Here is a 21,312-nt window from a genome sequence, read left to right on the forward strand (position 1 = left end):
CGAATTACAGGGTTGAGAGCGCGGCCGTTTTCAGGAAGCGGGACGCGCCCGGTTTCTGGCCCAGTCGCGCAGGTACTGGATTTTTTCCTTCATGGTGACGGCAAGCGGCACGGTGCGGCCGATCTCCTGCACCACATCTTCGGTGGTGAACTCCCGGTTCTCGGCAAACGTCCGGTACATGGCGGAGAGAATCGCCTGCTCGATTTCCGCGCCGCTGAACTGGTCCGCCGCCTTCGCCAGTGCGGCCACGTCGAATTTTTTCGGATCGCGTTTTTTGAGGCGGATATGGATTTCGAAAATCCTGGCGCGCTCGGATTCTTTAGGCAGGTCTATGAAAAAGATTTCGTCGAAGCGGCCCTTGCGCAGTAATTCCGGCGGCAGGTCTTCGACGTTGTTGGCGGTGGCGATGACGAACACGGGTTTCGTTTTCTCCTGCATCCAGGTGAGGAACGTGGCGAAGATGCGCGCCGTGGTGCCGCTGTCCACCGAACCCGAACTCTGGATGCCTGAAAAGCCTTTTTCGATTTCGTCCAGCCACAGGATGGTCGGGCTCATGGCCTCGGCCTGGTGGATCGCCTTGCGCATGTTGTCCTCGGAGGAACCGACGAACGAATCGAAAATCTTGCCGACGTCCAGACGCAGGAGCGGCAGGTTCCATTCGGCGGCGATGGCCTTGGCGGCGAGGCTCTTGCCGCACCCCTGCACGCCCAGCATGAGCAAACCTTTCGGCTCCGGCAGCCCGTAGTCGCGCGCCTTCACGCTGAAAGCCCGGCCGCGCTCGGCCAGCCAGCTTTTCAGTTTGTCGAGTCCGCCCACCTGGTTGAGTTGCGTCGACAGGCCGATGAAATCGAGGATGCCGCTTTTGCGGATGAGTTGCTTCTTCTCCTCGATGATCGACGGCAGATCGTCCCAGCCGAACTGCCGCCCGGTGATGAGCGCCTTGGCGAACACGTTCTCGGCTTCGTTGCGCGTAAGACCCAACGTCGCCTGCACGACTTTCTCCAGCAGTTCCGGCGGCAGGTCGATCTTCACCTTGTCGCTGTCCCGGTAGGGCGCAAGAAGCTGGTTGAGCACGGCGGTGAGTTCCTTCGCATCGGGAAGCGGCAGGTCGAACACGGTGATGTCTTTTTCCAGCTCCGGCGGAATTTTCATGACCGGAGAGACCAGCACCACAGTCTTGTAACTTTTCTTGAGGTGGCCGATGAGGTCGCGCAGGCGGCGCAGAACGATTTCCTTTTCCAGAAACGGATGGAAATCACGGAGCACAAAGATGGCTTTTTTATCCGACGCCTCGATGTGCTTGAGCACCGCTTCGGGATCGTTGTCCTGCTCATCTCCGTAGCGGGAAGGAATGAGTCCCTTTGACAGGCTCCATATGATCAGTTCCTTTCGGCTCGACTGCGCGATCTCCTGAAGCATCTCTTCGGCGCGCGCTTCTTCCGAGGTCACCAGGTACAGCAGGGGGTACCGGGCGCGGATGGACAGGGACATGTCTTCCTTGAGTTGTTTCATGGCGTCTCCCGGGTCGATTAAAATTCAAGAAAACCGGAGCGGTCTTCGAGGTCCGCCGCGTCCGCGATCAATTGATGGTAATGACACTGCTTGGCATCCAGCACCACCAGCCGGTTGGTGCCGGGACTGGCGGCGAGGGCCTTGACGGTGGAACCGCAATGGATTTTCCATACCAGTTCCCCTGTCGGCACCTTGTAACACGAAACCGCATCACGCACGGGAGCGAGTTCAAGAATATCGTCGCCGTGCTGTGTGAGCACCGAACGCGATGAATGAAGCACGGCCCCTTCCGGCTGGTAACCAAGCTTTTCCAGTACAAACATATGCTTGCTGGTTCCCCGAAACACCGCGAAACGCGGCAGGAGATCGATGCCGCCCACCGCCTCCGGCAGGGTGAATTTCCAGTCGCGCTCGCCCTTTAGGTTGAAACGGTGGCACCCGCCGTCCCGGCACCCCAGGTACAGGCCGCTATCGTCCAGCGCCCAGGCGTCGATCGGCGCGTTGAGACGGAGGCGTTTGCCTTTCATGGTTTTCAGGTCCAGCAGAATGGCCACCGCGGGCGACGTGTGGAAGGCAGCCATGCGACCGCGCTGGTTCAACAGGATGGCGCGGATGGGCAGGTCGAAATCGTGCGAACCTTTCTTTTTGCCGCTTCCGGAATAGAACCCCACCCAGCCGCTGGCATCGTATGTCATCAAGGCCCGGCCCTCCGGGTCGATCCCCACCGCTTTGAGCGGGTAGTGATAAAATCCGATCTGCGTCTCCCTGCCGGTTTCCATATCCACCACCCACAACTCGTTGCCGCTCCAGAAAAATGCACGGTCGCCGGTGTGGGAAAGTCGTGCGTGATCCATACCCGTCATGAAGGTTTTCGATAACAATCCGCGGCCCGCGTCATCGAGCAGGCGGAAGTCCTTGCGTCCGCCCATCAGGAATCGTTTGCCGTCGGCGGACAGGGACAATACCGGATCGCCGGGGGCGAGCGAGGGTGGTACCTTCTCCTTCCAGATTTCCTTTTTGTCGGACACCTCGCTGAAGCTGGTGAGTTCCAGGTAATCGGTGCGCGCTTCCGTGTCCTTGACAAACTTGTAGCAGGAAAGCACCCCGGTTTCCTCGAACAGGAGCACCCGGTCACCCTTGCGGTCCACGAACAACCCGCCCACTCCGCTGTCGAGTTTCGTCTGCCACACCACCTGCGCTTCCCGGTCCACCATGTAAACACTGTGGAAAGGATCGGACAAAAGCAGGTAGTCGCCGGTTCCGCTGACGTCGATGTGGTTCACCATGCGGTCGAGGTCGATGTGGCGCAAGGTGCGCGCCTCGCCATCGAAGATATACACCCCCCTGTCGAAACAGCAGATGGCCAGCGCGTCGCCGGAGTCGCTGTTCACGATTTCCGAGGGACGGTCACGGCCGAGGTCAATCGCCGCCGGACAATTGACCAGCCACAGGTTGGCGCCGTGGCCGGTGTAGAGCCCGAGCGAAACCTGGTTGTGCACGATCCAGAACTGATCCTTTTTCCCGATGGCGCGGACCACCCGTCGCGGCGACGGCAGGGGCAGGCGCTGGCGCACGCGGCCGGAACCGTCGACCTTGAGCGTCTCCGCTTTCCAGCCCCACAGGTAAAAGAAACCGCCTTTCGCCTCCACCGAGGTCCACACCGCGTCGTAATCCTGGCGGAATGTCTGTTTTCCGGAAAAATCGAACCCCGTCACACGGCTGAACTCATCCAGTGCCGCCAGGCGTTTTTTGACGGGCAACAACCGCACCTGCCTGACGGGTTTGCCCACGTTCGCATCGAACAGCACATGGCCGTTGGCGTCCAGAAGTTGCACGTGTCCGTCCTCGAACCCGAGCGCAAGGAAGTGGGAGACGCCGTCGTAGTCGGCGCAGGTGACCCCGCCCTGCACTTCCAGTGCCCACAGGCGGACACCGGACTTATTGGCTTGTGGTTTGGAACGTGACGGCACGGCGCGCAGAATGAAATGAAGTTATCAACCAATATTTCAATAGAGTGTAAACCCTTTGTCCAATGTAACGGTTTTACCGGATTTTTAAAGCCGGAAATGGCAAAACAGGAAGAGAGGGATCGGGAAGCAATCAGCGGGAAGGGGGTTGCGAAGAATACCCCTCAAGGTGATCCGCCAGAAATCCGGCGAGGGTATCGAGGTCGAACGGCCAGGCGTATTGCAGGTTGAGATCAGGAAACTGGCTGCGCAGGGTGGAGAGGAGTTCAGGGATTTCCTGTTCCGAGTGGGAGCCACCCGGCGTGAACATGGTGGGAACAACGGTGACGTGGGTGAACCCCGCCTCGACCAGCTTCTCCACCGCTTCCAGCACCGTAGGCGCGCAGAACTCGTTGTAGGCCACGACCAGCCGCGAGGGAGCCACCCGCTTCTCCAGCCGCTCGGCCAGACGTTGCAGGCCGTGGTGATAGGGATCGTTCTCCGGCGTGCGCGGCCAGTTGCGGATCTGGCGGTCGAGGTCCATTTCCTCCGCCGTCGGCGGTTGCCCCGTGGCCTTTCGCTGGCCTTCCAGCTTCTTGAGTCGGGAGACCCAGTCGGACGGGCAGTCTCTGGGCAGGCCTCCATGACCCACCAGAACCACCGCGTGTTTGCCTTCAGTCATGATCCGGCCTCAATCCTTTTCACAGCATTCGAACTGGTCGTCGGAGACCCATTCAATCTGGATATTGTCGGGTAAACGCGTGTCCCTATCCAGGTAGGCGAGCTCGAGCTGGTCGCAGGTGAGATTGGTGGCGCCGCTCAGGTCCGCACCGTTCAGGTAGGAATCCTCGAATTCAACGTCCTCCAGATTGGCGTCTTTGAGGATGGCCTCGCTGAGCACCGCGCCGGTGAGATCCGCCCCGCTCAAATCCGCGCCGGTGAGATCGGCGCAGATGAGGTACGAATAGCTCAGGTCCGCGCCCTGCAACTGGGCGTGGTCCAGCTTGGCCTGCATCAGTTTGCGGTTACTCAAATCGGCCCCCGCCAGTTCATTTTTGGTTTTCTCTACTTGAATTTTGTATTCAATCCATTCAGGCAACATGATTCGAACATTTCAACGGATTAACAACGATTTCTGGGTAAGTTATAACGAAATCAATGTATTCGCTGGCATGCTGTTTTGTCAACCACGTTACGTCCCCGACCCGTCGATGTCTCGAACAATCGAACATCCGGTATTCCTGGGAGAATGCCCACTCCAAAACGGCAGGAAGCCATCCATCAAACCGTTCAACCCACGGGAGGGTTGGCCGCATTTTTCTAGTATTTCCAGATTTCGCATGATTTGGCAGAGTTTTCCCTATTTCTAGATCAATGCAAATTCATCCCTTGCGGAAATCTAACATTTCCTTTCTATTTTGAACCCGTTGAACATTGAACCTGTCATACAAAAGATCGCAGGGTTCACAAGTCACCGCAAGCCATCCCTAACGAGGAGGAAGTAATGATCAGAAAGGCAGTCCTTGTTTTACTTGTTTTGAGCGCCCTGTTACCGTCCACCGCGTTTTGTGTCCCGGGCAATGAGGAAATGGAAAGCATTCATGAAGACACCGAGAAGCGCATCGAAAACCTTGAGGAACGGTTGAAACGGGACGAGGAAAGATTGAAAGAGCTCGAAGAGCTTGAAAAAAAGTGGAAGGAGAACATTGGAAAACAGGGAGGAGGCGGAGAAGATTATATTCGGGTCAAATACAAAAATCCCGGTTTCGAGCTGGAAACCGCCGACGGCCTGTTCTCGACCCGGCTCGTGTGGCGCGCCCAGTTGCGGTACACGAGTCCCCACCGTTCCGATCCGCGCGGTGTGTCGGACTTCACCACCCGCTCCGATTCAAATAACTTTGAAGCCCGCCGGTTGCGCATGAAGATCGGCGGTCACGGATACAAGCCCTGGATCGATTACTACTTCGAAGTGGACCTGCAACCGTCGCGCGATGTCGATGACAATGCTGCGGCCTCCTCCGCGCGGGTCATCGACTGGCGCATCACCCTGCAACCGATCGATGAGTTCGGCATCCGCGTGGGCCAGTGGAAAATCGACTTCAACCGCGAGCGTGTGGATTCCTCCGGACGCCAGCAGTTCGTGGAACGGTCCATCGTGAACCGCGTATTCACCATCGACCGCCAGGTGGGCGCGCAGATTCGCGGCCGCTTTTTTAAAGAGACTTACGCCGATATGCGGTACTGGGTGGGTGTGTTCAACGGCGAAGGCCGCTCGGTAAACAACCCGGACAATGACATGATGTACATGGGCCGCCTGCAGTGGAACTTTCTCGGCCGCGACCTGAAATGGCGCCAGTCGGACGTTTCCTTCCATAAAAAGCCGACAGGCAGCCTGGCTTTCGGCGCCGCCACCAACAACGGCAAATGCTCCCGCTGGAGTTCTTCCGGCTGTGGCAACCTGAGCGGCCTGACCGGTCCCGGGGCCACTTCGCAGAATTTCAAGACCGAACAGTACGTTCAGGAATTCGCGTTCAAATACCGGGGCCTGTCGATCCAGCAGGAATACCACTGGAAGGACGTCGAGGACAAGCGCAACATGACCACCCACAAATACAAGGGGATGTATGCCCAGGCGGGTTACTTCTTTCACGGCCTGGTTCCCCAGATTCCGGAAAAACTGGAACTGGCTTTCCGGTACGCGTTTGTCGATGCACCGGTGGCCAGCAACGTGGCCCTCACCGACGAGCGTGAAGAATACACCTGGGCTTTGAACTACTTCTTCTCCGGCCACGATAACAAAGTCACCGTCGACTATTCCATTCTGGAGCTGGAAGACGCGTCCACCGGAATGTCTTACGACGACAACCGCATCCGGGTTCAGTGGGATATCTCTTTCTAGGGAGATCCCCACGCATCCCCAGGTTTGAGTTCGGGCCAGCCTCTCCTGTCCGGATTCTCCGACCAGCGATAAGGACTTTTCCTTCTCACTGGCTTGCCTCCGGCCGGCCGCCCTCCTTTGCGGGAGAGGGCGGCTGGTTTTGCCTCGTGTTATCCTATGCCAAACCGGGCAAAATTCCTACTCAATGACAGAAATAACCTTTGGATTTAATACTTTACAGGCATAGAGTTTTTTCGATTATATGTCGTTTTTTTTGTGACCAAATTGCTTATTTTCGCTAGAATAAACTCTATGCTTTTTTCCAATGTTTTACAGTTAAAATCCATATGCAGACGAAAACCTTGAATATTGCGTCCATGCCGAAGGTTGAAAAGGAAAGAGCAAGCCTCTCCCTCAAATCGTACTTTCAGTACGACCTGAATAACCTAAAGGGGGACTTTTTCGGAGGGGTCACCGCAGGCATCGTGGCGCTCCCCCTGGCCCTGGCTTTCGGGGTACAATCGGGCATGGGGGCGATCGCCGGGCTCTACGGTGCGATTGCGCTTGGTTTTTTTGCCGCCCTCTTCGGAGGAACCCGCCAGCAGATCAGCGGCCCTACCGGGCCGATGACGGTTGTGTCCACAGTGGTGGTCATGACCGCCGTCCAGAACATGGGCAGTCTGGAAGCCGCTTTCGGCACCATCATCGCCATCTTTTTCCTGTCCGGGGTGTTCCTGATCGGATACGGTGTCATGAAACTGGGCACCTACATCCGCTACATTCCCTATCCGGTGGTTTCCGGTTTCATGACGGGCATCGGGGTGATCATCATCATCCTGCAAATCTTTCCCTTTATGGGACAGAAATCGCCGAAAACCATTCCGGCGGTTTTTCATGAACTGCCCAAAGCCCTGACCACCATCAACTGGGAAGCCGTACTGGTGGCCACCGCCACCATCGCCATCATTTACATCTTCCCGCGCATCACCAAAACCATCCCCAGTACGCTGGTCGCCCTTTTCGTGGTCTCCGGCATCTCCGGCTGGGTGGGGCTGAACGTTCCCCTGATCGGCGACATTCCCGATGGGTTTCCGGAACTGCGGATCGGTGATATGTCTTTGGATGGGATGAAAATGGGCCTGATCATCAAGCTGGCACTCACCCTGTCGCTGCTGGGTGCCATCGACTCCCTTCTAACCTCGGTGGTGGCGGACAACATCACCAAAACCAAGCACAACTCCAATCAGGAGCTGGTGGGCCAGGGCATCGGCAACATGGCCGCAGCCGCGATCGGCGGTCTGCCGGGCGCAGGCGCGACGATGCGCACGCTGGTCAACATCAATTCCGGCGGCCTCACCCGCCTGTCGGGAATCATCCACTCCATCGTGCTTCTTGTCATCCTGATGGGGGCGGGCGTGTATGCTTCCCAGATTCCCCTTGCCGTACTGGCAGGCATCCTGATCACCGTCGGTATCGGCATCATCGACTACAAGGGCATACGCCACGTCAAGGAAGTGCCGCGCGCCGATGCCGTGGTCATGTTCCTGGTGCTCGGGCTGACTGTTTTTGTGGACCTCATCCAGGCCGTGGCGGCAGGCCTCATCCTGGCTTCCGTCCTGTTCATGAAGCAGATGAGCGACCAGGCGGGACAGAAAGTGAAAATCTCCCCGCTCCGATCCTATTCCAAGGAAATTCCGTGGGATGACGAACACATTCCCGCCCACATCATGGACAAAATTTACGTGAAGCATCTGGACGGCCCGTTGTTTTTCGGATTCGCTCCGTTCTTTCAGGAAATGGCAAAAACCCTGCCCGATATCCGCGTCGTGATTTTCCGCATGAAAAAGGTCCCCCACATCGACCAGACGGGTCTGTACGCACTGGAAGAGGTGATCCGCGAATTTGAAACCCGGAACATTGCGGTGGTGATGACCGGACTGCAGGACCAGCCCCTGCGCATGCTGAGGCGCATCAACATTGTTCCCGGCATGATTCCGGAGCAGTATCTCTTCCCTTCCTTTGAAGCTTGCATGAAGTGGCTGGAAGAAGAATTGTCCGATGCCTCTCATGAAGACATGCATGCATTTTTTGACGAACTGGACAATGTCCGCCGCCAGCAAAAGCTGATTCCCAAATACAGGCTGTAAGACTTCCCTCATGGGTTCGAGCGACCGGGCCCTTTCGGGTCCGGTTTTCATTTCCATAACAGGAACCTCCCGCTCCCTCCTGCAGAAGCAACCGGGGACGATCCCCGTTGTCCGCCTTTAAAAAACCAATTCCAGAAACTGCCAATCCTCCCCGTAATATTCGAAGTATCTCGACCTCACAATCATGAATTCCCAGATAAAAATTATTAAGCCCCTGTGCTACTTTAGATTACCGGGTTTTCTTCCAACCTGTTTTATTGTTGAAAGCGGACAAATGACAACTCAATTATTAAACGAACTGATGCTGGGGAATCAACGATTTGCAAGGGGAACCACGCTCCATCCCCATCAGGACCCCCTCTACCGGAAGGAATGCGCGAAGGGTCGGCCATCACCTACGGCGGTTCTGGCCTGCTCCGACTCCCGGGTTTCCCCTGAAATCATATTCGATCAGGGACTGGGGGACCTGTTTGTCCTGCGGGTCGCGGGCAATATCGCCTCCAGCATGGTCCTGGCCAGCCTGGAATATGCGGTGGAGCACTTGGGAACGCGGCTCATCATCGTTCTCGGCCACAGCAATTGCGGCGCGGTGACGGCGGCTGTTTCCGGCGATCAGGTTCCGGGGCACATTGGTAGCCTGGTGAAGTTCATTCAACCCAGCGTATCCAAGTGCACAAGTAATGGGCACCTTCCTTTAGTCAATGAGGTGGTCCGGGAGAATGTCCTACATAACGTACAAAATATCCGGAAAACCGAACCGATCCTGTCCAAATTGACCGAAGAAGCCGGATTGGTGGTCATGGGTGCGATTTATCATTTGGAATCCGGGAAAATAGAATTATTATAGGTAGGAACCTGGTTTTTTCGGGACCGGATTACCGCAGATTCTGATTTCGCCATCCTGGATTACGAATGGGAAAGTTCCGAGATTGTAAAGTAAGCACCAAAATCGGGGTAGGATTCGGGGTCATCACCCTGATTCTTATGGGAGTGGTTCTGATAACCATTCAGCAGGTCAAGAACATGGAGGCAATCACCAAACGGGTGGTGACCCTCCGGACCCCGACCGCCCACTCCAGCCTGATGATGTTGAACGGGATGAACCATTCGCTTGCCTCCCTGCGCGGATGGGTGATACTGGGCGATCCCAAGTTCAAGGAAGAGCGCGCCACTGCCTGGAACGAGCAGATTGAACCCTCCCTCCGAAAGCTGCACGAACTCTCCGGCCAATGGAACAACCAGGAGCATGTGAATCAACTCCATGCCATTGAGGAAGACCTCAAACAGTTTAAGGTGTTCCAGCAGGAAATCGAGAGCATTGCCCAAACAGACGAAAATACACCGGCCCGAAAAATCCTGTTCGAAAAAGCACAGCCATTAGAAGACCGGTTGATGACTTACGTCACCCGCATGATCAACCTGGAGATGCGCATCCCTCCGTCTTCACAGAACCGCAAAGCGCTCCTGGCCATCATGGCCGACCTGGAGGGAACGACCAGTCTGGCATTCGAAAAGGCGGAAGAGTTTCTGTTATCGGGCGACCCCGAATTCAAGGAACAGTTTCGGAAAAACTGGGAGGACAACACGAACCGCTTCAACGACCTGAAGCGAAACTTCAAATTGTTGTCTGCGGACCAGCAGAAGGTGTTCAAACGGCTGGAACGGGCGCGTGAACAGATCGCCCCTCTTTTGCAGGAGATCATCCAGATCCGTTCGGGCAAGGAGTGGAATCTGGCCAACGCCTGGCTGGCGCAAAAGGCGGTGCCCGTCGCCTTCCGTATCAAATCCTTTTTGAATGAAATGACGGATACGCAGAACAAGCTGCTTGATAAAGACATGCAGGAAATTTCCACCCGCACACACTTTCTCGTGGTGCTTCTGGTCATCCTGTTTTTCATTGCGGCATTGATGGCGGGGGTGCTGGGGTCCACCATCACACGCACTGTGAGCGAACCCATCAAACAGGTCAGCAACATGGCGAGGGAAATGGCGCAGGGAAATTTACGCCAGAAAAAGCTTCCTATTCAGGCCAAGGATGAAGTGGGCGATCTAACGGAAAGCTTCAACCAGCTGCTTGAAAAAATGAAAGGCAAGTGAGGCAATGGTTTTGCCGGCCAACCCGCTCCGGATTCCCGCCCCTCTTTAAAACCTGTAGTCCGGCATCTCCAGTTTTGGCAGAGCGACTTCAAACGTCGACCCTTTTCCCACCTCGCTGCGCACCTCGATTTTTCCCTGATGGGATTCCATGATGTTTTTGACAATAGCCAGCCCCAGACCCGTGCTTTTTTCGCCCCCGGTGGGACGGGCGCCGAGCTTCTGGAATCCCATGAATATCTGTTCCTGATCTTCCGGCCGGATCCCCTGCCCTTCATCCCGGATCCGCACGTGTGTCCAACCGTCCTCCTGCCGCAGCTCGATGAAGACATCCGACCCGAGCGGGGAATACTTGATCGCATTGCTGATCAGATTGTCCAGAACCTGAGCCATGCGGCCACGGTCGAAAACGATCGGTTCAATGTCCTGCAAATCCTCATTTATGGAAATATCCTTGCCCCGCGCATGCCCGGAATTGATCTGGATCCTTTCCTTCAACAAAGCGGTCAGATCGCCGGGCCCCAGGTCCAGCTTCAGGTTGCCGCTCTCGATAACCGAAATATCCAGCAGGTCATCCACCATGCCCAGCACATCATTGACCGATTTACTGATCAACTGAAGCATTTCGTTGTGTTCTTTGGGAGAAAACGAATCCCCGGAAAGTTCGAGTAGTTCAATGAATCCCTTGATGGAAGAAAGCGGGTTTCGAATATCGTGTGCGGCAATGCCGAGGAATTTATTTTTTATTTCGTTCAACGCAACCAGATCCACGTTCTTTTTTTCCAGCTCCTGAATCAAAATCTCCCGTTGCTTTTTGAGGGAATGGAGTTGAAGGTGTGTTTTGACCCGTGCCAGCACTTCCCCTGATTTAAAAGGCTTGATGATGTAATCCACACCACCTTGCTTGAACCCTGCGACCACATCCTCAATATCCGTACGCGCGGAAATAAATATGACAGGAGTTTCGGCGGTTTGCGGGTCGGCTTTCAGCCTTCGGCAGGTTTCATAGCCATCCATGCCCTCCATCATGATATCGAGCAGGATGAGGTCGGGCATGAAACGCGACGCGATGGTGAGGGCTTTTTCTCCGCTCAGGGCAACGGAAATATTGTAGCCCTCTACCTCCAGCGTTTTCTGCAGAACATCTACATTGGCGGGAGTGTCATCAACAATAAGAATTTTGAAATCTTCAAGGTCGGGCTGGATGGAAGACATACTGCTCACACATTACAACCGGGAACTAGGAACTCGGTCCCGATTGAATTCTGTTCAAAAACTCAATGACCTGGTTGATCAACTTCATATCGTATGAACGTATCAAATCCTTGAAATACAGGGCGAGCTTTTTCTCTTCGCCGTCACCCTGGATGGTGTTCAGGCTCTTTTCAAAACTGGTGAAATTATAGCTGGATGCCGCCGCCTTGATGTTTTCCATCACCTGATTTGAAAAGTGAACCCGGGCCAGATCGATTTCACGGTCCGAGGCAGCGGCCTGGGGTCCCGATGTTCGTTTCAGAAAATCGATGGTCAAACCGTAACCTGTCCCAATGATTTGAAGAATTTCCTGCGCCTTCACCGGCTTATCCAAAACCTGGTTCGCTCCCGCCTGCTTGAAGACATCGGCCAGTTCCCGGCCTTGGGTCCCGGCTATCCCCACAAGAAGAATTTTTTCAAAGGTCTTGTACTTGCGCAGGTTCCGGATCAGCGCCTCGCCTTTGGCCCCCAGCCCGTCCAGATTCAGGAACACCAGATCCACCCCCGGGTCTTCAAGCATTTGCGGCGACTCGATATTTTCTACATGATGCAGGGAGATACCCAGGCTTTCGAGCACTTCGCCCAGTTGGCGGGATTCCAGGAGCTGGAATCCATTCGTAAAACCTGCCCGCAAAGACATCCACGCAAGCGGCTTTTTAAAATGCCAGGAATCGTTGTCATATGACGAAAGTTCTCCAAACCGTTTGAGCGGCAACTCGATGGTGAAATGCGTGCCCTTGCCTTCCGCCGACTGAACGGTAATGGTCCCGCCCATGGCTTCGATGTGTTTCTTTGAGATAGAAAGGCCCAGTCCCATGCCTTTGCTCAATCCGATTTCTCCCAGTTTTTCAAACGGGTCAAATACTTTTGCCAGTTGGTCCTCGGCAATGCCCCTTCCGGTATCTATGATTTCAAAGCGAAACCACTCATTCGGTTTTTGCTGAACACGCAGAAGCACGGCCCCCTGGTCCGTAAATTTGATGGCATTGCTGAGGATGTTGGTGAGCGCCATATGCAATTTGGCCTCGTCACCGTACACCCATAGGGGCCGTTCCTCCAGCCCCTCTGCAAAATAATCCAGCCCCTTGAACATGCACCGGTTGCGAATGGACGAATTGATGCGGTCAACCATGCCAACCAAATCAAACGCCTGACTGTAAAGTTCCGATTCACCGCCGTCGATCTTGGACATTTCCAGAATATCGTCCATCAATCGCATGAGTTGGTTCCCACCATCCAGAATACGGGATACGTATTCCTTATGTTGCGGTGGAAGACGGGGGTCGCGCTCAATGATCTGCGCAAACCCGAGGACGGAGTTGAGTGGGGTGTGAATCTCGTGACTCATATGGGCAAGAAATTCGCTCTTGGCCCGATTGGCGGCGTTGGCCTCAATGCGGGTCCTCAATAATTCCCGTTCCCGCTGTTTCCAGCCTGTGGCGTCCCACGCAATCACTGTAGCCCCAATACAGGCTCCCCCGGAGTCCAGTACAGGCGCCAGGGTGAGGGCCAGTTCCAGGGTTTCTTCATTTTTGTCAATTCCCCGGGTCTCAAATTTGACTGTATCTCCTCCCCGAATTCCATCCAGAATCCGCCCGGCGTCCTCCTCATTTCCGGGAGCGATCAGCATGGCCAGGTTTTGGTCCATCAATTCATCCTGCTTGTAACCAAAAATCCGCTCCGCACCCGAATTCCAACCGGTGATCTTGCCGTCGAGATCCACCTCAATGATGGCATCCTGGGCATTTCGCAGAATGGTGTTCAAAACGGCCCGGCTTCGTGAAAGCTGCTTGTGTTCCAACAAGGCCTGCAATTGAGTCCCGGCCGTGGTCAGGATCTCCAGCAACTCCATGTCGGGTTCCCGGACATTGGAGGTATAAACCTGAACCACCCACAAAAAATCGTTATTCATGGGAATGGGGAAGGCAAACCCGGAATGACCGGCCCCCGATTCCTGGATATCGAGTCTTTTAAGGAAAAGCGTGTCCCGCCAAACATTCTGCTCCCAGACCGGGAGACCGGAGTCCCAAACCCTTCCGGGCAACCCTTCTCCATTTGCAAACACCGCTTCCATGACCCGGGACATGGTGGGTAGGGTGAGATCGGGAATGTTTTGGTACACAATGCCGGCCGGAACCAGGCAGGTCCCGCTGTCATCCACCCGGTGCACAACACCCAGGGCGCAATCCAGAGTCACGCAAATCTCACGCAGGTAGGCCCGCAACCCGGATTCAAATGAATCGGATTGAGCCGCAATCCGGGTGACCGATTTCAACAAATGAATATAGGAGGCCTTGCGTTCCATGCACCTCTCCACCTCCTCATCCTTCCGGGAATTGCGAAGACCCAGCAAAACCTGCCCGCAAACATTGAGCAGCGGTTGAAACCATTCAACAAGGTCTTCTTTGTAGCCGTCCTTGCAATTGGCCAGGCACAGCATCCCCAATACCTTTCCACCATGGGAGACCGGCAGGCCAACGAAAGCGTTGAGCGGCGGGTGCCCTTTCGGCAGTCCACCCCCGCGCGGATCGTTTGCCGGGTCGTTGGAAACCACCGGGTTGCCGGTGGTGAACACCTGGCCGAACAAGGTTTTGAGGTTGAAAAACTCCAGTCCGCTGCGGCCGTATTCCTGAAAAAACCGGTTTACCTCCGGGTCGGTGGAAATGCTGCAATAGGCCAGTATGGAAACGTAGGGATCCCCTGCGGGGCTTTCCCTCACGTCGGCGATGAACCCATACTCACTTTCCGTCAACCCCAGCACCCGCCGGGTCAGGTTCCGGAATACCGTGTGAAGATCGTCACCACGGCTGATCTCCAGTTGAAATTCGTCGATGATTTTTAGCAACGACAATTTCGCATGGACTATTTCTTCCGCTTTTTTCATAGCAGCAAATCAAGTTCAACCCGTCTAGAAACGGGATGGCGCTTCGCGCCCGCCGATTGCTTCCTGGACTGAAACAACCTTTTATTCGCTTTCCACAGGAGCAAAGCAAATCTGGTTCGTCCCCCCCCGTACCGCCTGGTCCAGCTGATGTTCGGTATTTTCTATAGCCTGTTTGAGACGCTCTTCCAACTCGGTGGACGTGCCAATCGGATACTGACACATCCCAAAACTCATGGAAACCGCCATATCCTGCGATCCGATACGAAACAGGGAGTTCTTCAGAATGGTCTGGAACTTGCGCGCCACCACCACCGCTCCCTCCAGCCGCGTGCCCGGAAGCAACACTAAAAACCGTTGAGGATTCCATTGCCCGATGGCATCCAAAATTCGGCTGTGGCTGTTCAGCTTTTCACCCAGGTCAGACAGCAGATAATCCAGGTCCTCTTTCTTTTCACGGGCAAATTTCTCCTGCCATTCATCAACATGTCCCATCATTAAAGTGAACGGCACCTGAATCCGCTGGTAGCGGATGCCTTCCCACCGGTACAGCTCCAACAGCAAATCCCGGTCCAGGACTCCCGGTGTTCTCTTGGCACCGAGCTTTTGAGACATTTCCTTGATCAACAGCTTTTTTTCACGCTGAAGCTGCTGGATTCGCAATTGATTCTGGGCACGGGCCAACACCTCGTCCTGCCGAAAGGGTTTGGTTATGTAATCGGCACCGCCCGACAGGTAACAATTATCAATTTCCTCAATGCTGGTCTGGCCCAGCAGAAAAATAATGGGGATGTCCGCAGTGACGGGGTTGGATTTCAGCTGCCTGCTCAGCTCGAAGCTGTCTGTCCCTTCAAGATGGGCATCCAGCAGAATGAGATCGGGTAGAGAACGGGAAAGGATTTCAGGAACGCGGTTTCCGGCGGAAGTGGCGAAAATGACGTAATCTTCCTTCTCCAACATTCCCCTCAGGATATCGATGTTGGAGGGAATGTCATCCACAATGAGAATGTTCATTCCGAAATGACTTTTCATCCCACCTTCCATCTCCACTCCTGGAAAGAACTGGATCGAACACCGTGAACCATCCACTTCCACAAGCGAATCGCACACAAAACGGGCCCCTGCTTCACCTTCAGTCCGGGAAGGAGATTTTCCGGGCCATCGCGAAAAACCCACAAACTTTCACCAACCGGCCAGCCGATTGAACTTACGAGTTGGTGAGGAACTTTTCCAGATCCGGAAACTGGTCCGGCGTGTCCACATATTGGTTTTTGATTTCTTTGACTTCCGGCAAAATGGTTTTGAATTTTTCAACCAGGTGGGGATCGAAATGCTGCCCGGCACATTTATCCAATTCCTCAACGGCCTCCTCCACCGTCCAGGCTTTTTTGTAAGGCCGGTCGGAAGTGAGGGCGTCGAACACATCGGCAATGGCGACGATCCGGCCTTCCACAGGAATTTCTTCCTCCTTCGTCCCTGATGGATAGCCTGACCCGTCCCATTTCTCGTGATGCGTGAGAGCGATGCTCTCTGCCATCTTCATCATTTCCGAACTGGACCCGGAAAGAATTTCCGCACCGATTGTGGTGTGGGTTTTCATCACTTCCCATTCTTCCGGTGTGAGCCGCCCCGGTTTCAGCAGAATGCGGTCGGGTATGCCGATTTTGCCAATGTCGTGCATGGGGCTCGCATTCAGGATCAGGTCGCATTCTTCCTCCGTCATGCCGATGGACTCCGCCAGCAGCGCAGAAAACTTGCTCATGCGAATGACGTGCATGCCGGTTTCATTGTCCCGGTACTCCGCCGCGCGGCCGAGCCGCTGGATCACCTCCAGACGGGTGTCAACCAGCTGTTGGGTCCGTTCCTGAATTTTCTGGTCGAGAACCTGGTTCTGCTGGCGAACCTGGTTATGCAACAGCCGAACGTCCAGCATGTTCTTGATCCGGGCCAGCGCCTCGATCACATTGAACGGCTTGGTGATGAAATCCATCGCCCCGGCGAGAAGCGCCCTGACCCGGATGTCGTTGCTGTTATTGGCCGTGAGGATCAATATGGGAGGGGGATTGACCTCACGCTCGTAAACCTGGATTTCCTTTAGAAACTGAAAACCATCCATCCCCGGCATGTTCAGGTCCAGCAAAACAAGGTCCGGACCCCATTCCTGGTATTTCTTCAAACCCTCGTGGGGGTCCGTGCATACGTTGATGGAACTGTATCCCCTCTGATGGAGCATTTGCTCCAACAGCTTCACGTTAGACACCTCATCGTCCACTATCAAAATCTTGCCGTCGAGAATATCGTCTTCGGTCAACATAACAGGCCACGTATCCTTGTAGTTTTACTCAGTTTAAGCGGAACCCATGAAAATCTCTACCGCAGACCCCTGATATTATTCTCGCATGAAATTCCGCTTATATTAATCCGAAACCTATCCCCTGCCCAGTTTCTTCTTTTACCAAACTCCCTTTTCACAATTAAATTCGAAAATCCGAATAATATTTTCGGATATGACAAAGCATGCAGTCAATTACAACTATCGAATCATAGCAGGTTACCTCATCTCTGATAAAGGTCCGGAGGGTGTTTTCAAAATCCGGCACCCTCGTTTGCCCCGGCCTGACCGGGAAAGGTGAGGATCACGGTCGTGCCCTCCCCCTTTTCCGCCAGCGCGGAAATCTTTCCCCCCATTTCCGTCACGATCCGCTGACATACGGTCAAACCCAGACCCGAGCCCAGGCGTTCCCCCGCCGGACCCAGTTGCACGAACGGTTCAAAGATGCGGTCCGAATCCTTGTTGTCGAATCCGATCCCGTTGTCTTTCACCAGAATGTGCCACACCCCGTTTCCTCCCTGAAAACTGTCCACAGTGATCGCCACCGGGCATTGCTTTTTGCGAAAAGCCACCGCGTTGGCAATCAAATGCCGGAACAGCAGGTAGAATTTTTCCGGGTCCCCCTCCACCACCGGCAGGTAACCCACCTCCAGCCGGTTGGGAGGAGATTGCAGTAAATCGGAAAACTCCACCGCCACCCGCGAGACCACCTGATCCAAAGCGACCCTCATCCGGAGCGGTCCGGAATTGGGTACCAATGCTTCGTTCAAGCCCATCTCGGTCAAAAGCCGCGTCAGGTCACCCGCCGTCCGCTCCAGTTCCTGCACTTTGGCCATCCCCTCCCGGTCTCTATTTTTTTCAAAATTTCTCAGTGCCTGGTAACTGAGAGCCACCATCTCCCCGACCGGTCCGGGAAGATGGCGTTGCACCTGGTCCATCAACATTTCAAACTGCTTTTCGCCGGCAATGAAATCGTTTTGCCCGGCGTGTGAACTGGATTGTTTTGTTTCCCTTTGAAAAATCGTATGCACCACCATGAGAACACCTTCATGTGTCATGGCCCGCAACCCGATTTCAGCATCAAAGACCTTCCCGCCGGGACCCACCATTTTCAGATGCAGGGTCCTCGAAGGAACCTTCGTTTTAACCTGCCGGTTCAATGCATCGTGATACGCACTCAGATGCCCGGGTTCCATGAATTCATCCATCAAAGGGTGGTCTATCGGTTCGTGATGGAACCCCAGCATTTCCCCCGCCCGGCTGTTTGCCCAAACCACCATTCCCGTGGCATTGGTGCAGACCACACCCTGATAACTGGCCTCCAACACATCTCTCAGGAATTCGCCTGTCACTTCCAAGGTGCCGTTCGCTTGCAAGGAATTCATTTTGGTTTCCTTTATATTTTTGGGAGGAGTAAGGAAAGACGGGTCCAACTCCACTTATCCTGATACAGCAAATTGCATGCCACCGGACACAAAGGAAAACAAACCCATATATTACTTATAGTTACAGGGAGGGAGGGGTCCCAAACCGGATACCGTTCAGGGGGTTCGCTTCACGAATTCCGGGTTTTTTTCTGGATTTCGGACCACGTCGGACAGGAGACGGACGTTTTTACCGGGGCGCACGAATGCGGACAGGAGAAAGTGTTCGGGGGGGTTACTGATAGTCTTTTCGGTTCAAACCGAAGGTTTTGATTTTGTCATACAGCGTTTGTTTCGGAATCTGCAGGACCTCCTGCGCTTTTTTGAGGTCTCCCTTCTGCCGGACCAGTTCCTGTTCAATCAGGTTCCGTTCAAAATTTGCAACCTGCTCCTTAAACGTCAAATTGAGCGTGTCCGGGTTGGAGTCGGGGAGATCGTCGGAAGACAACAGCGACGATTCGAGGTCGAGATTGAGGCCGAGCACGAATTTTTCCGCCTCGTTGCGCAACTCACGCACATTGCCCTCCCACTGCCGGCTCAACAGGCGCTGGATCGTTTCCTTGGACGGCGCAGGGGCCTGTATATTGTAACGGGCACAGGCTTCCAGAACAAAATGCTGGAACAGGACGGGGATGTCTTCCTTGCGGTCACGGAGAGCGGGCAGTTCGATCTGCACCACGTTCAACCGGTAATACAGATCCTTGCGGAACTTGTTTTCCGCGTACGCCTGCTTCAGGTCTTCCTTGGTGGCGGCAATCACCCGCACATCCACGTTGACCGGATCGTTGGACCCCACACGCAGGATGTAACGGTCCTGCAGGACGTGCAACAGCTTGACCTGCAGGTGCAGCGGCATGCTCTCGATTTCATCCAGAAAAACCGTGCCGCCCTGGGCGTGCTCGAATTTACCCACGCGCCGCTTGCTCGCACCGGTGAACGATCCCGCCTCGTGTCCGAACAGTTCGCTTTCTATGATGGCTTCCGGGATGGCGCCGCAGTTGATGGCGACAAAGTGATTGCCGGCGCGCTTGCTCTGATCGTGAAGACAACGGGCAACGAGGTCTTTGCCCGCTCCGGTTTCACCCAGCAGGAGCACGTCCACATCGCAGTCCGCGATGTTCTCCACGGTTTGTTTCAATTTTTCAATAGCGGGAGATTTGCCGATGATCTGAGCCTTGCCGCGACTGCCTTCGCGGGAAGCTCTCAATTCGCGGACTTCCATCACCAGCCGCCGTTTCTCCAGCGCCCGGTGAAGCACGTCCATGAAACGGTCCGTTTCGAACGGTTTTTCGAGAAAGTCGTAAGCTCCGTCCTGGATGGCCTTCACCGCCATCGGAACGTCCCCCTGGCCGGTCATCAACACCACGGGAAGATCCGCATCCATTTCACGAATCGCCGCCAGCAGGTCCAGCCCGTTCATGCCGGGCATCATCATGTCGGTGATGACGATTCCCGGCCAGGCCGGGGACAACAGGCTCAACGCCTTTTCGGCGGAATCCCGGGCTTCGACTTCAAATCCACGCTGGTTCAACTGATGTGAGTAGGCGCGACGAACGATTTCCTCATCATCCACAATCAGGATCTTGTTGACCGTTTCCATAAAGCTTCAAAAATCTCCGGAATCACTCAACCCGGTTCCTCGTTATTCTCGGCAACCGGACGGTTCTGGGATACGGGGAACTTGAGCGTGAACCGGGTCCCCTGCCCCGGCGTGCTGTCGCACTCGATGGTTCCTCCATGCTTCTGCACGATGCCGTAACTGACCGAAAGACCCAGTCCGGTCCCCTTCACCTCGGACTTGGTGGTGTAAAACGGCTCGAAAATTTTCGGGATGGCGTCTTTCTCAATGCCGCAACCCGTGTCTTCGATTTCAACCGTGACGTGTTTGCCGTCGGTTGCGGTGCTGATGTGGATGGTGCCGTTCTCCTGATGAATGGCTTCTTCGGCATTCTGCAGGAGGTTCAACGCCACCTGCTTGACCTGGTCCTCCACACCCAGCACCGGAGGCAACTCGTCAGCATACTGCTTGACGACCTTGATTTTTTTCGACTGAAATTTTTTCATGGCAAGGGCCATCATGTCATCGAAAACATGGTGCAAGTCCAGCGGTACGGACTTCCCCGTGGAAGGACGATAAAACTGCTTGAGTCGCGTAGCCAGATCCATCACCCGCGTCGTCTCCCGCACGGCCAGGTCGGCCAGGCTTTTCAAATCTTCATTGAGTTGCGTCCCGTCCTGAATCTGTTCCAGAATATTGCGCACCCCAAGCAAGGGGTTGTTGATCTCGTGGGCTATGGAAGCGGCCAGCTTGCCTACGGCGGAAAGCTTTTCCACGTGCATCAGTTGCTGGTGGTAGGCGATCATCGCTGCCGTCCGTTCCCGCACCTTTTCTTCCAGAATCTCGTTCTGTTTGCGAATCTGATTGTGGAGCCGGCGCACCTCCAGAATGTTGCGGATGCGCGAACAGATCTCGGAAATATCAAACGGCTTGTTCACATAGTCGCGAGCGCCCATGCGAAGCGCCCGGAGGCGGGTGTTGAGGTCGGCCTGTGCGGTCAGCACCAGAACCGGAAGATACGATTCCTTTTCGATTTCCTTCAACTGCTCCATGATCTCGAAGCCGTCGATATCCGGCATGTTCAGATCGAGGAGGACCAGGTCCGGCTGGAACGACTGATATTTGGGGATGGCCTTGCGGGGATCGGTGATGGATTGAAAATTGGCGTAACCTTCATGCTGGAGAACTTTTTCCAATAGCTGGACGTTCGTCAATTCGTCGTCCACAATCAAAATTTTCGACGCCATGATTTCTTCTGCTGTGACCACGCCTGCTCCCGTCTTCAT

15 protein-coding genes are annotated in these 21,312 nt (G+C 54.9%); 4 read left to right on the forward strand and 11 right to left on the reverse strand.

Annotation, left to right across the window (positions count from 1 at the left end; translation table 11 throughout):
• Positions 1-30 precede the first annotated feature (30 nt).
• From ACTRXA_RS06670 to ACTRXA_RS06685, 4 genes are all read right to left on the reverse strand, one after another.
• Complete coding sequence (locus tag ACTRXA_RS06670; RefSeq protein ID WP_442426430.1) at positions 31-1,512, reverse strand: AAA family ATPase; 1,482 nt, start codon at positions 1,510-1,512, stop codon at positions 31-33.
• A 17-nt stretch (positions 1,513-1,529) separates the two neighbouring features.
• Positions 1,530-3,482 (reverse strand): hypothetical protein, encoded by a 1,953-nt coding sequence (locus ACTRXA_RS06675; protein WP_442426431.1) that lies wholly within the window; start codon positions 3,480-3,482, stop codon positions 1,530-1,532.
• 130 nt (positions 3,483-3,612) lie between these two features.
• Complete coding sequence (locus tag ACTRXA_RS06680; RefSeq protein WP_442426432.1) at positions 3,613-4,140, reverse strand: sirohydrochlorin chelatase; 528 nt, start codon at positions 4,138-4,140, stop codon at positions 3,613-3,615.
• Positions 4,141-4,149: 9 nt separating this feature from the next.
• The gene (locus ACTRXA_RS06685; protein ID WP_442426433.1) at positions 4,150-4,560 is read right to left on the reverse strand and encodes a pentapeptide repeat-containing protein; all 411 of its coding nucleotides are present in this window, start codon (positions 4,558-4,560) and stop codon (positions 4,150-4,152) included.
• 402 nt (positions 4,561-4,962) lie between these two features.
• On the opposite strand from ACTRXA_RS06685, the gene ACTRXA_RS06690 reads away from it, so the two are divergent.
• From ACTRXA_RS06690 to ACTRXA_RS06705, 4 genes are all read left to right on the forward strand, one after another.
• Complete coding sequence (locus ACTRXA_RS06690) at positions 4,963-6,357, forward strand: OprO/OprP family phosphate-selective porin (RefSeq protein WP_442426434.1); 1,395 nt, start codon at positions 4,963-4,965, stop codon at positions 6,355-6,357.
• Between the two features lie 326 nt (positions 6,358-6,683).
• Positions 6,684-8,483: a SulP family inorganic anion transporter gene (locus ACTRXA_RS06695; RefSeq protein ID WP_442426435.1), complete on the forward strand. Its 1,800-nt coding sequence runs from the start codon at positions 6,684-6,686 to the stop codon at positions 8,481-8,483.
• A 184-nt stretch (positions 8,484-8,667) separates the two neighbouring features.
• Complete coding sequence (locus ACTRXA_RS06700) at positions 8,668-9,330, forward strand: carbonic anhydrase (RefSeq protein WP_442426436.1); 663 nt, start codon at positions 8,668-8,670, stop codon at positions 9,328-9,330.
• A 65-nt stretch (positions 9,331-9,395) separates the two neighbouring features.
• Complete coding sequence (locus ACTRXA_RS06705; protein ID WP_442426437.1) at positions 9,396-10,580, forward strand: HAMP domain-containing protein; 1,185 nt, start codon at positions 9,396-9,398, stop codon at positions 10,578-10,580.
• Positions 10,581-10,625: 45 nt separating this feature from the next.
• On the opposite strand, the gene ACTRXA_RS06710 is transcribed toward ACTRXA_RS06705, so the two are convergent.
• From ACTRXA_RS06710 to ACTRXA_RS06740, 7 genes are all read right to left on the reverse strand, one after another.
• Positions 10,626-11,792, reverse strand: coding sequence for a hybrid sensor histidine kinase/response regulator (locus ACTRXA_RS06710; RefSeq protein ID WP_442426438.1), 1,167 nt, complete (start codon positions 11,790-11,792; stop codon positions 10,626-10,628).
• Between the two features lie 25 nt (positions 11,793-11,817).
• On the reverse strand, positions 11,818-14,715 hold the full coding sequence (locus ACTRXA_RS06715) for an ATP-binding protein (protein WP_442426439.1): 2,898 nt from the start codon (positions 14,713-14,715) through the stop codon (positions 11,818-11,820).
• Between the two features lie 81 nt (positions 14,716-14,796).
• Entirely contained in the window at positions 14,797-15,744 is a 948-nt protein-coding gene (locus ACTRXA_RS06720) for a GGDEF domain-containing response regulator (protein WP_442426440.1), read from the reverse strand.
• A gap of 175 nt (positions 15,745-15,919) precedes the next feature.
• Entirely contained in the window at positions 15,920-17,026 is a 1,107-nt protein-coding gene (locus tag ACTRXA_RS06725) for an HD domain-containing phosphohydrolase (protein WP_442426441.1), read from the reverse strand.
• Positions 17,027-17,298: 272 nt separating this feature from the next.
• Entirely contained in the window at positions 17,299-18,429 is a 1,131-nt protein-coding gene (locus ACTRXA_RS06730; RefSeq protein ID WP_442426442.1) for an ATP-binding protein, read from the reverse strand.
• A 274-nt stretch (positions 18,430-18,703) separates the two neighbouring features.
• Complete coding sequence (locus ACTRXA_RS06735) at positions 18,704-20,068, reverse strand: sigma-54-dependent transcriptional regulator (protein WP_442426443.1); 1,365 nt, start codon at positions 20,066-20,068, stop codon at positions 18,704-18,706.
• A gap of 26 nt (positions 20,069-20,094) precedes the next feature.
• Positions 20,095-21,312, reverse strand: coding sequence for a hybrid sensor histidine kinase/response regulator (locus ACTRXA_RS06740; protein WP_442426444.1), 1,218 nt, complete (start codon positions 21,310-21,312; stop codon positions 20,095-20,097).

The organism is Nitrospina sp. P1_D6, from assembly GCF_052156615.1.
Taxonomy (GTDB): Bacteria; Nitrospinota; Nitrospinia; order Nitrospinales; family Nitrospinaceae; genus Nitrospina.